Source organism: Palaeococcus sp. (in: euryarchaeotes), from assembly GCF_053987695.1.
Window position 1 is genome coordinate 1 of sequence record NZ_JBMXHE010000105.1, and the last position, 11,495, is coordinate 11,495.

Annotated in this window: 11 protein-coding genes and 1 pseudogene; 6 read left to right on the forward strand and 6 right to left on the reverse strand. The window is 45.2% G+C overall.

Going from position 1 to position 11,495, the window contains the following annotated elements:
• The 3 genes and pseudogenes from ACXJGZ_RS08195 to ACXJGZ_RS08205 form a co-directional block, all read left to right on the forward strand.
• Positions 1–340: pseudogene (locus ACXJGZ_RS08195) on the forward strand (hypothetical protein); the annotation flags it as partial.
• A gap of 121 nt (positions 341–461) precedes the next feature.
• Positions 462–1,085 (forward strand): haloacid dehalogenase, encoded by a 624-nt coding sequence (locus ACXJGZ_RS08200; RefSeq protein ID WP_456399030.1) that lies wholly within the window; start codon positions 462–464, stop codon positions 1,083–1,085.
• Positions 1,075–1,632 (forward strand): endonuclease V, encoded by a 558-nt coding sequence (locus ACXJGZ_RS08205; protein WP_456399032.1) that lies wholly within the window; start codon positions 1,075–1,077, stop codon positions 1,630–1,632. The genes ACXJGZ_RS08200 and ACXJGZ_RS08205 overlap by 11 nt, the downstream gene beginning before the upstream one ends.
• Here ACXJGZ_RS08205 and ACXJGZ_RS08210 read toward each other — a convergent pair.
• Together ACXJGZ_RS08210 and ACXJGZ_RS08215 are read right to left on the reverse strand one after the other, a co-directional pair.
• Positions 1,603–2,130: a hypothetical protein gene (locus tag ACXJGZ_RS08210; RefSeq protein ID WP_456321849.1), complete on the reverse strand. Its 528-nt coding sequence runs from the start codon at positions 2,128–2,130 to the stop codon at positions 1,603–1,605. The two genes, ACXJGZ_RS08205 and ACXJGZ_RS08210, sit on opposite strands and share 30 nt — an antisense overlap.
• Positions 2,127–2,765, reverse strand: coding sequence for a DUF120 domain-containing protein (locus ACXJGZ_RS08215; RefSeq protein ID WP_456326516.1), 639 nt, complete (start codon positions 2,763–2,765; stop codon positions 2,127–2,129). The genes ACXJGZ_RS08210 and ACXJGZ_RS08215 overlap by 4 nt, the downstream gene beginning before the upstream one ends.
• Positions 2,766–2,828: 63 nt before the next feature.
• Here ACXJGZ_RS08215 and ACXJGZ_RS08220 point away from each other — a divergent pair, with 63 nt between their 5' ends.
• Positions 2,829–4,085: a radical SAM protein gene (locus ACXJGZ_RS08220; protein ID WP_456321847.1), complete on the forward strand. Its 1,257-nt coding sequence runs from the start codon at positions 2,829–2,831 to the stop codon at positions 4,083–4,085.
• 128 nt (positions 4,086–4,213) lie between these two features.
• Here the strand turns inward: ACXJGZ_RS08220 and wecB are convergent, their stop codons facing one another.
• Positions 4,214–5,347, reverse strand: coding sequence for a non-hydrolyzing UDP-N-acetylglucosamine 2-epimerase (gene wecB, locus ACXJGZ_RS08225; protein WP_293254260.1), 1,134 nt, complete (start codon positions 5,345–5,347; stop codon positions 4,214–4,216).
• Positions 5,344–6,630: a UDP-N-acetyl-D-mannosamine dehydrogenase gene (locus ACXJGZ_RS08230; protein ID WP_293254262.1), complete on the reverse strand. Its 1,287-nt coding sequence runs from the start codon at positions 6,628–6,630 to the stop codon at positions 5,344–5,346. Before ACXJGZ_RS08230 ends, wecB begins: the two co-directional genes overlap by 4 nt.
• A gap of 287 nt (positions 6,631–6,917) precedes the next feature.
• Between ACXJGZ_RS08230 and ACXJGZ_RS08235 the strand changes: the two genes are divergently transcribed.
• Complete coding sequence (locus ACXJGZ_RS08235) at positions 6,918–7,997, forward strand: DUF354 domain-containing protein (RefSeq protein ID WP_293254266.1); 1,080 nt, start codon at positions 6,918–6,920, stop codon at positions 7,995–7,997.
• Here the strand turns inward: ACXJGZ_RS08235 and ACXJGZ_RS08240 are convergent, their stop codons facing one another.
• A complete protein-coding gene (locus tag ACXJGZ_RS08240; protein WP_456321845.1) occupies positions 7,998–8,558 on the reverse strand; it encodes a stage II sporulation protein M in 561 nt (186 codons plus the stop codon).
• A 2-nt stretch (positions 8,559–8,560) separates the two neighbouring features.
• Entirely contained in the window at positions 8,561–8,836 is a 276-nt protein-coding gene (gene lplB, locus ACXJGZ_RS08245; RefSeq protein ID WP_293254314.1) for a lipoate-protein ligase small subunit, read from the reverse strand.
• A 90-nt stretch (positions 8,837–8,926) separates the two neighbouring features.
• Here lplB and ACXJGZ_RS08250 point away from each other — a divergent pair, with 90 nt between their 5' ends.
• Complete coding sequence (locus ACXJGZ_RS08250; RefSeq protein ID WP_456399033.1) at positions 8,927–10,816, forward strand: arginine--tRNA ligase; 1,890 nt, start codon at positions 8,927–8,929, stop codon at positions 10,814–10,816.
• The last annotated feature ends 679 nt before the right edge of the window (positions 10,817–11,495 follow it).

Sequence of the window (11,495 nt, forward strand, 5' to 3'; positions counted from 1 at the left end):
TGTCTCCTTCGATATCCCTCATATCGAAGAGCAGGGTGTTTATGATGCTCTTCATGAAAAAGAAGACCTCCTAAACAAAGATAGAGTTTCCAAGGAGTTCATATCATGGAATGTTGAATTCGGTGATTATGTAATTGAATTTTCATGCAAAAAGAGTGTCAATGAGGTCTCAGAGCATATGTATGTGCTAAAGTCCCATGGGTCAATTTTGAGCCTGGAGTGTACAGATATGACATTGGAAACCAGAGCCCCCATCCTTCATCCCATCAAAGAAATGACGCTCGTGGAGCTTCGTTCTGGTTACCGTAATCTGCGCACCTCTCCTCTTTCTTTGGAATAAATAATAATCCCATTGGAATAATATAAAAACCAGGGAAAACAATATTATGATGAGATGATGAACTCGGCAAGACTGAGCTCCGCGATGAGGAAGATCTTGAGTGCTGATTTGAGGTGATATTATGGATGTTTCAAAGATTGTGGAGGAGATAGGAAGGGTTCTCGATGAAAAGGATGAGGTAAGGGAGAAGGCATTGAAAATAACTCGCGAGGTAGTCCGGCTGAGCGGGGATACTATAAAAGCCCTTCACAGAAAGGATTTCAAACTAGCGGAGGAGAGACTTGAAAAAGCGGAAACGCTCGTCGGACAGTTGAGAGAGCTGTTGGAGTATCACAAAGATATATACGCTAGCGGTTATGTCCAAACAGCTCATCAAGAATTCGTGGAGGCACTTTTATTCTACCACTATCTAAAAGGTGTGGAATTCCCACTCCCTAGGGAGATTGGAATTCCCGAAGCGGATTATGCCCTTGGCTTGGGAGATTTAATAGGAGAGCTTAGAAGGCATGTTCTTCTTGCAATGCTTGAAGGAAATCTGGAAGAAGCGGAGAAAACTTATATCGATATGGAGCACATATACGAGGAGCTCATGCGGCTCGATTATCCAAAGGGACTTGTAAATTTAAGACAAAAACAGGACTCCGCTAGAAAACTTGTGGAGCGCACTTTGGAGGACTTAACGCGGGCCAAGCTGACAAAAGAACTCGAAGATAAAATAAAAGAGGTCCTGCAGGATGAATCTTAAAAAGCTCGAGAAAATTCAAAAAGAACTTTCCACTAGAATAGTGGAAAAACCCCTTAATCTTGATGAAGTTTCAACCATCGCCGCCGTGGATGTTGCGTATAAAGGAGATCTGGCATGTTATTCATTTGTCCTCTGCTCCTTTCCTTCCTGTGAAATTTTGAAGATTAAGAGGGGATGTCTCACGGTAAAGATGGATTACATCCCAACCTTCTTCTTTTTGAGGGAGACGAGACCCGTTCTAGTTGCCCTTGGTGGAGAGAATTTTGATGTCCTGATAGTTGAGGGGCACGGAAGAGCGCACCCCCGGGGATATGGGCTGGCTTCTCACATAGGGCTGCTTGTCCGGAAGCCCACAATTGGAGTTGCAAAGAGACCCTTGATTCGAGAGGGCATGGCTAAGGTTGGGAGGGCTTATGTGAGTGTTGGAAATTTGATAGACCTAAACTCCGCCGCCAGGATTATCGAGCGGATAAACGAAAGGGGATATCCAAAACCCCTGAGGATAGCGGATAAAGAATCAAAGAGAGCGCTTGCCGAAGCGCTTTGACTCTTCAAGGAAGAGTTTTAGAAATGCTACCATCATGGCTGCAAATGCTCCGAGAACTCCGGAGAGAGATATGCTTATGAGGGCACCCTCCACATCATGGAGGTTCAGGTGGGAGAGGAGGAGATTTCCAATTACGAATCCTCCGAAATAGGAAAAAGGTGTCAGGACTATATCGAAAGCACCTTCCGGGACAAAGGACAGAAGCAGCAGGGAGGAACCGAGGGCAAATGCCAAAGAAGCCCCAAACTTGAAGCCAAATGTTCCCCAGATGATGTATAAAATGGAGGTGACTGCAAATCCAAGAATGGCTGCGATCGGACTTGTTCTTAGATTAACATTTTTACGACATATTCCGGCGCCTACCATAAAAAAGACACCGTAGATGAGAATTTTACTCGTGAAGGACGTTCTCGCGGATAGGAATGCCGCAATCACAATGAAAGCTAATGTTACAGATGCCGCGCCAAATGAGAGAGCGTTCAAAAATCTCTGCCTCATCCTAACACCTCTATCCTAATCCTATCACCATCTTTGAGATTTAATTTTTTCCTGAGGTTGACGGGAGCTATTATCTCGGTTATCTCTGGGGGATGGATGGTTCTGAACGGTATTACAATTGCGCCCTCTATGCCGTCGATTCTCACCCTGTAGGCTTTCACATCCCCAAAGGTCCTCCCTTCCTTTTTAAAACCGGGTATAATTATAGGCTCCACATCACAGAGGGCATCAAAAACTGTCTTTGGAAATATTACCTTTACATTAAGCGTGCCCGGATATGCCCTGAAGTTCAGATACTCCTCTATGAGGGGCTCATAGTGACGAATGTAATAGGCACCCTCTCCAATGCCCGAGACAACCTCTCCAATGATCTTCTTTCCCTTATAGAACACATCACCCAGTTTCTCGTATACCGCGCTCAAATAGGTTATTCCTTCCTCACTGAGCTCCACGTATGTCTTTTTCCCCTCCATGCTCCTCTTCAAATATCCCAACCGTTCGAGCTCTTCCAGTTTTCTCAAAATGGTCTGAGGCGATGTATTCAGGTCTCTGGCGAGTTCACGCATGGTTATTCTGACCCTTTCTCCGATTGCCCCCTTTAGTGCCAGCTGCAGCAGAAGTTCGAACTTTTCCATTCTCCCACCTTCCAAAGAGTTTTGGGAATTAAACTTATAAACCCTTCACCTCCACCTCCGACCATGAGGATTACCCTTCCAAATTCCCATTTTGAAGATATGGGAGACACCATCCGGCTAGTGTGGAGAAAAACTCTTTATGCTGATTTTGAAAGAAAATCAATTGAAAAAGCGATAAAGAGAAAATTCAGGGTTAAAACCGAGATTAGGGTTGAAGACGGTGCTCTGTTTGTGGATATGGAACATCCGGAGCTTGAATCATTCATACACCTTTTCATTGAGAATCAGCTTGGGAGCCTCTTAAAAAACCGCTACACCAAGAGAAGCATCCTTTACATCCATGAGGGGCTTGAAATACCGCTATTGGGGTACAACGCCTTCGGCCTCATTGATAGAGGGACAAATCTGATTCAGGTGAGAGGGGCAAGCGGATGCAACCTCTCGTGCATTTTCTGCTCTGTCGATGAAGGACCCTATTCTAGGACGAGGCTTCTGGACTATGTGGTGGATGTGGACTATCTCCTGAAGTGGTTCCGGGATGTGGCAAAAATCAAGGGGAGGGGGTTAGAGGCCCATCTCGATGGACAGGGGGAGCCCCTCCTATATCCCTTCATAGTCGAGCTTGTTAGAGGTTTAAGGGAAATGAGAGAGGTGGATATTATTTCAATCCAGACCAATGCAACCCTCCTCAATGATGAGCTGGTAGAGGAGCTTGCGGAGGCTGGTCTGGACAGAGCCAACGTTTCAATACACTCCCTTGATCCAGAGAAAGCCAAGATGCTCATGGGGATGAAGAGCTACGATTTGAGGCACGTTCTTGACATGATTGAAGCCATGGTAAATTCCGGAATTGACGTTTTGATAGCCCCAGTGATAATCTTTGGTTTAAATGACGATGAAGCCGAGGATTTCATAGAGTTTGCCCGGAAGGTGGGAGCGGGGAGGAAATGGCCCGCTCTGGGATTCCAGAACTACATCCCATACAAATTCGGGAGAAATCCCACAATAGCACGATTAACCCCCTTTAAAGATTTCTATACATGGCTGAGGGAGCTTGAGGAAAAAACAGGTATGAAGCCGCTTGTTTTAAAGCCAAAACATTTTGGGATGGAGAAGAGGCATTTCATACCCCTCGCCTTCAGGGCAGGAGAAAGGGTTAGGGCAAAGGTTGTGCTCCCAGGGAGGATAAGGGGTGAGATGATAGCAACTGCCAGAAACCGCCTTATAGAAGTTATAAACACGCGCGCAAAGGTGGGGGATACAATAAAAGTGAAAATCCTCAGAACGAGGCATGGCATTTACATAGGGACCCCGGTGTGAAATGCTCATCCGTATATCCAGACCGCCATGTCTTCTGTTAGCATTTGGAAGAGTTACATTTTTCTTTTGAAAGTCTCGGGGCAGAGGTCAGGCTCTTTGATATTATCATCCCAACACTTCCCGGAACCTTAAATAAACCTTGAACTCTTCACTTTGAGCTCTCCTCTCTCATACAGCTCTATGAGGATTTTCACCATTCTCTCTCCCGCTTTTCCATCCCCAAAGGGATTCCGCGCATTTGCCATCTTCCTGTAAAACTCCTCATCCTCCAGGAGCTTTTTGACATAATGCAAAGCTCTCTCCTTTTCGAGGCCAACGAGAATATTACCCCCCGCCCTCACGGTTTCGGGTCTTTCCGTGTTGTATCTTAGAGTTAAGCATGGTACGTCCAGGATTATGCTCTCCTCCTGAACACCTCCGGAGTCAGTTAAAACGAGTTTTGCATTTCTCTGAAGCTTTAAAAAGTCCAGATATCCCAGAGGTTTTGTTAATATAATGTTCTTCCCTCTTTCGAGCGTCTCCCAGAGGCCAAGCTCTTTCAACCGCTTTGCCGTCCTTGGATGTACGGGATAGATAACCCTGAGGGGGAGGCTTTTTATTATATCCACGAGCTTCTTAAGGTTCTCCTCGCTGTCCGTGTTCTCCGCCCTGTGTGCGGTTAGAAGGGCATATTGCTTTGGTTTTAATCCAAAGCGTTCCAGAGCATCGCTCTTCTCCTCGGCTATTTGTGCATTCTGAAGGACGGCATCAACTATGCTGTTCCCGACGACATAAACACCTTCCCTTATCCCTTCGTTTTTCAAATTTCTCATGGCTTCATCTGTTGGTGCAAAAAGAACCTCACTCGCGTGATCCGCCAGAATGCGGTTTATTTCCTCGGGCATGGTTCTATCAAAGCTCCTTAAACCTGCCTCCACATGGGCTACGGGGATTTTGAGCTTCACACTTGCTAGGGCTCCTGCTAGGACTGTATTTGTATCACCCTGAACCAGAACAACATCAGGCTTTTCCTTAATGAGTACCTCCTCTATCTTTATCATGGCTATTCCCGTTTGCCTTGCCTGACTCCCGGAACCAACTTCCAGATGATAGTCTATCCCATCGAGCTCCAGCTCCTCCAAGAAGATTTTGCTCATTTCATAATCATAATGCTGTCCGGTGTGAATCAAAAGAGGTTTAATCCCTCTCTGTTCGAACGCCCTGATTACAGGGGAGAGTTTTATAATCTCCGGCCTTGTGCCAAAAATAAAGGCTGGCTTCAATACTCGCCCCTCCCTATTCCTTTGAATAGAAAACCCTTTGGAGGCTTTTCAATTATATGCCTGCCATCTATAAGCACTCTACTTCTCATAACCTTTCCAATGCTCTCCCAGTCCAGCGATTTGAATTCTTCGTGATCCGTGGCAATTATGATAGCATCGGCACCAGTAACGGCTTCTTCCAGCTTTTCATGGGTTCCCCCCACATAGGGATCGTAACTTCTGACCTCCTTTACATCGTCCTTTATGTGCTCTATAAACTCGTATGATGGGGAGTTCCTGATATCATCCGAATTTCCCTTATAAGCAAGTCCTAAAACCACAATAACTGCCTCATCAAGGGGCAGGTTGATGGTCTTCAATGCCTCAACAAGGAGGTCCTTCGCAAGGAGTGGCATATCTTCGTTTATCTCCCTCGCTTTCTTGATCAGCCCCAGATCCTCTCGGGCAAAACTTAGAAGGAGGTATGGATCCTTTGGAAGGCAGTGGCCCCCCACACCTATTCCCGGCATGTGGATTCTAACCCTTGGATGAGTGTTGGCGAGTTCTATGGCTTTAAATATATCCACCCTATACTGATGTGCCAGAAAGGCAAACTCATTGGCGAGGGCAATGTTCACGTCCCTGAAAGTGTTTTCCATGAGCTTTACCATCTCACTTGTGGTAGAATTCGTTTTAAAAACCTGTCCCTTAACAAATGAACGGTATAAGAGCTCTGCAAGCTCTGCACTCTCCTCATTTATTCCCCCAAAAATCCTCGAGTTGTAGACGAGTTCCTTGAATATCCTGCCCGGCATGACCCTCTCGGGAGCATGAACGAGATAGAAATCCCTACCCGCTTTGAAGCCCCTCTCCTTCTCAATCAACTCTCCCATCTTGACCGTGGTAAGGGGCGGTATGGTGCTCTCGATGACAATTAGAGACCCCCTCTTCATAACCTTTGCAACAGTCTTTACAGCACTTTTCAGATACTGCAAGTTAGGTGTTTTATCCTGATTTAATGGTGTTTGGACACATATTATGTAGACATCCTTATTTTTAATATCCTCAGGGGTGCTCGTAACCCTGAGTGTGCCCTCTTGCAGCACTGTCTTTAGGAGCTCATCGATTTCGGGCTCAACTATGTGGGAACTTCCATTGCTGAGCTTCTTAACCACATCTTCCCTTATTTCATAGCCTGTCACATTGAAACCCGCATTTGCGAACATTATAGCCGTTGGAAGTCCTATATATCCCAAACCAACAACAGCGATCTCTGCTTCCCTGCTCGCTATTTTTTCCTTCATGCCATCACCTAAAATTTAACACAGGATAATTGCATTTAAGCTTTTTTGACACAACGATTTCATGCATAGATTTCAAATGAGTTCAAAGTTTTGGAAGATTTGAGGGACAGGTATGGATGTATAATTCGATTTTTTCTATTCAGGAATGTTTTCTACATAACAGAAATCGTTATAAACGTTCTAGGTGCCTGAACAACCATAGGAAATCTTAAAAATGGAGGAGAAACAACCATTTTGCGGAAACACTTATAATGAACAAAGTTGGTTATTAACTTGGAGGTAAAACCATGAAAGTCTGGATAGACATATCGAATGCTCCTCATGCTCATTTCTTCAAGGGTATAATCAGAGAACTTGAAAAGAGGGGTTATGAAGTTCTTGTAACGACTAGGAAGTTTGATGGTCTGACCGGCATTCTCGACATGCTTGGAATCGATTATTATGTTGTGGGGAAACACGGCGGCTCCACGCTTGAAGGGAAGCTTGTAGCAAGTGTTGAGAGGCAACAAAAGCTTGCAAGTCTAATAATTGAGGAAAAACCGGATCTGGCTTTATACAAGCACTCCGTAGAAGCTCCCAGAGTTGCCTTTGGTCTTGGAATACCATCAATAGGTTTCGTCGATAATGAGACCGCCGTTGCTCAAAACAAGCTCATGCTGCCTTTAACATCAAGAATAATTCATCCCGAGGCTATAGATAAGTACGATTTGATGCGGTCAGGAGCGGATGCGAACACATTAAGACCCATCAAGGGCTTTGCAGAGCTGGCTCACATATATCATTTCACACCATCAAAGGAGCCCTTAAAGGAGCTTGATCTGGAAAAGCATGACTACATAGTTATGCGTCCCGAGCCCATAAAAGCCAACTATTTCAATGGAGATGCCGAAAGAAGCGTTCTGGAGAGGATACTCCCAATGCTTCCTGACATGCCTATAGTTTTGTTTCCGAGAACAGAGAGCCAGAGAAGGAGATTCGAACACTTTGAAAATGTTATAATGCCCGATAAGCCCATGGATAGTTTGAGCCTTTTATATTATGCCAGATTGATGATAGGTGCAGGAGGCACGATGAACCGTGAGGCAATTGCACTCGGAACTCCAACGATCTCAACGTATCCGGGGAAAACATTGGCTGTTACGAGATGGATGGTAAAAATGGGGGTCAAGTTCTACTCCACGGAAGCACTCGCGGTTGCTAAAAAAGCCTACGAATTTTTAAGGAGAAACGGGAAGTTCAGGAGCTACATACGGTATTCCGTTTCGAGGCTTGAGAACCCGATTGATATCATCTTAAATGAAATAGAGGTTTATGAAGAATACGGGCGCTTCCAGGAAGTTAAGGAAGCCGCTCCCTCCCACTTCTGATCAAAGCCCCGCGATTTTTGGGGTTATATACGCCTCTATAAAAGCCGCCACAAGCAGCATGCCTATTGAAATCGCAAGCATTTTCAGGGATGTCCCAAACCCCCGCTTGAAGCGCTCTCCAATTGTTCCTTCTCCCTTTGCAATCTCGAGGTACCATTCTATGCCTCCCACCCCTGCAACCGCGAAGGCGGGAATCTCCACTATTCCATGGGGCACTATGGAGAGGATTAATTTGAGAAGAGATGTCCCTTTAAGGTACATATACTCTATGACTATTCCAACCACAAATCCATTGAAAAACAGTATGCCCATAGGCACTATGCCAAAGAGGAATCCACCCAGGGCTGCAATTATGGCAACTCTCGTGTTGTTTGAGAATATTAAAAGGAAAGTGGTGAAGGGGTCCTCACCGGCTTGTCCTATCTTCTGCCCTAGGAGGGTTCTCAAATTTTCAAACATCCTTTCGGCGAATTGAGGGTTCAGCACGGTGAATACTATACCGAGGGCAACTCCTATTAGAAACACGCCGAGAAGCGCCTCAAAGATTCTGCTCCTCCTCACACTCAACCCCTCAGAGCATTTTTCAATGCCATCTTGAAGTCTTCTACGGTAACATAGGGCATTTCACCTTCGAAGCTGACCTTAAAGAACTCATCGAGTATCTCTTCGAGCTTGGAGGTTTCCTTTCCGGTGAGCTTTCTCTCAAGTTCGACTATGCTTTCCTCAGGATATATGAAGAAATCACCGCTAATTTTGACCCTTTTGGCAATCCCGTTTTCCTCCTCAATTTCAAATCTTATGAGGCCCTTCTTTGCCTTGTGCTCCCCAACCTTCCTCATGCACTCACCGGTATTATCCTCTGCGGTTCACCTTTTAAGTTTTGGCTAAGCTTTTAAAGCATGCGGGAGAGGTTCTACAAGGTGATGGGTATGGCTTATGATGAAGTGAAGAGAGAGATAAAGATCATCATTGAAAGGAGGATAAAGGAGCTTTTACCGGAGTGGAAGGGAGAGATCATCCTGGAAGAACCTCCCAGCATGGAGCTCGGGGATCTTGCAACTCCCATATCCTTTCAGCTGGCCAAAATTTTTAGAAAAGCTCCCAGAATGATAGCCCAAGATATAGTTGAGGGTATCGAGGACAAAGTGCCTCCTTACATTAAAAGAGTTGAAATCGCGGGTCCGGGGTACATAAACTTCTTCCTGGATTATGAAAAATATGGCACCCAGGCAATCAGGGAGATAATCGAAAAGGGCGATAAATTTGGCGAGAGTAAAATTGGAGAGGGAAAAAAGGTTATTGTGGAGCACACGTCAGTGAACCCCACCAAACCTCTGCATATGGGGCATGTTAGGAATTCGATACTCGGGGACACGATGGCTAGGGTGATGAGGGCACTGGGCTACAATGTGGAGGTTCAGAACTACATTGATGACCTTGGAATTCAGTTTGCCCAAGTCTTCTGGGGCTATTTGAATTTAGACATCAACGAAGTCAAGCCAAATGTGGACAAGCTCGACCACAGGCTGGGGCTCCTTTATGTTGATGTGCATAAGAAAATGGAGGAAAACCCCGAAGTTGAGGGCGAGATAAGGCGTCTTATGAAGGAGCTTGAAGAGGGGGATAATGAAACCGCCGAGGAAGGGCGCAGGCTGGCTGAAGAGTGTGTCAGGGCTCAGATGGAAACAACATACCGTCTGAATATTGCATATGATCTTCTCTCATGGGAGAGCGACATAGTCAGGAGCGGGATATTTGAGGAAGCCTATGAGAGAATTGGGAAGAGTGAACACTTTGAATGGGCTAAGACAGGTAAATATAAAGACGCATTTATAATGAAGCTCTCGCACCTGTTCCCGGATATGGAGAATCCGGATAAGGTTCTCATAAGAAGCGACGGGACGGCAACCTACACCGGGAAGGACATAGCATACCATATGTGGAAGTTTGGGCTCCTTAAGGCGGATATGCTCTACAAGCTCTGGGATAAAATTGGAGGGCATGAGACGTGGACAACAGCAAAAGATGGGGAAAAAATGAAGCGCTTTGGAAGGGCTGATGTGGTCATAAACGTGATAGGGGCCGAGCAGAAGTATCCTCAAAAAGTTGTGGCATATGCCCTCAAGCTGCTGGGACATGAAGAAGCCTATGGGAATTTCCACCATCTAGCTTATGAGCATGTGGTGAGACCGGAGGGATCTTTCAGCGGCAGGAAGGGGACGTGGGTAGGATTTACAGCGGATGAAGTTCTCGATGAGGCTGTGAAAAGGGCTAGAGAACTCGTTGAGGAGAAAAATCCTTCCCTGAGTGAGGAGGAGAAGGATAAGATTGCAGAGGCTGTTGGTGTTGGTGCAGTTAGGTACAATATGATAAAGTATTCCCCCGAGAAAATCATTGTCTTTAAGTGGGAGGATGTTCTAAACTTCGAGGGGGAAAGCGCCCCATACGTTCAGTACGCCCATGCAAGGTGTGCATCCATCTTAAGGAAGGCAGAAGAGGAAGGCATTACAATTAGGGCTGTGGAACTCTTTAAAAAAGCAGACTTCTCAAAGCTTGGTGAGAAGGAGAAAGAACTCATAAAGCTGATCTCGAAACTCCCCGAAGTTATCCAAGACGTGGGCAGGGATATAAAGCCCCACCTGCTTGCGTGGTATGCAAATGAGGTCGCAACAAGCTTCAACAAATTCTACATGGTGAGCCCTGTCCTGAAGGCAGAGCCGGGGATTAGAGAAGCGCGTTTGCTCCTGGTGCTTGCTGCAAAGCAGGTTCTAAAGAACATACTTAACATAATGGGGATAGAAGCTCCCGAGAGGATGTGAAGTTCTCAATTTAGCCCTTTTTTCTGTTTTCCCCGTTATTTGCAAGCCCATTCAAAAATTGGGGGCTTTTTATGTATCGGGAGGTCTTTAATAAACGAAAGTTATTATTTAACGGGATGTTATAAAATCTTTGAAATTTGTGACGAATTTTTTTCGAAGTACTAATCAACGCCCTCTAAACTCCCGTATCATGTTTCTCCTCATTAAAACCGTGTTTCTCCCGATTTAAAACTACATGACATATTCATTTTTGTTTTAAGTCCTTTTCTAACTGCTGGAAGTCTCATAAACATTTTTGTCCCTTGAGTTTTTTGAGTGCTCTCAGGGCTTCCTCTACTCTAAATCCTGATAAGATTGTCTGGATTCAAGCTTCCTCATTGCTTTTTTATCGACCCTCAGCAGAAAGAGTTATAAATTTTGAAGCTTATATCCTCCCTGTTAAGAATTTAAAGGAAAATTCGCCCCTGTTCCAATAAGACTCTTGGAGAATTGAAACTTCGTTTATTGTCGATATTGACATCGTCGATTAGCGTGTTCCAATAAGACTCTTGGAGAATTGAAACTGCTTGAACCTGCTCATGACTCCCCACTGGACGAGCAATCGTTCCAATAAGACTCTTGGAGAATTGAAACAGTCTAACGAAAGCTTAGATAAATCTGTGATGATTATGTTCCAATA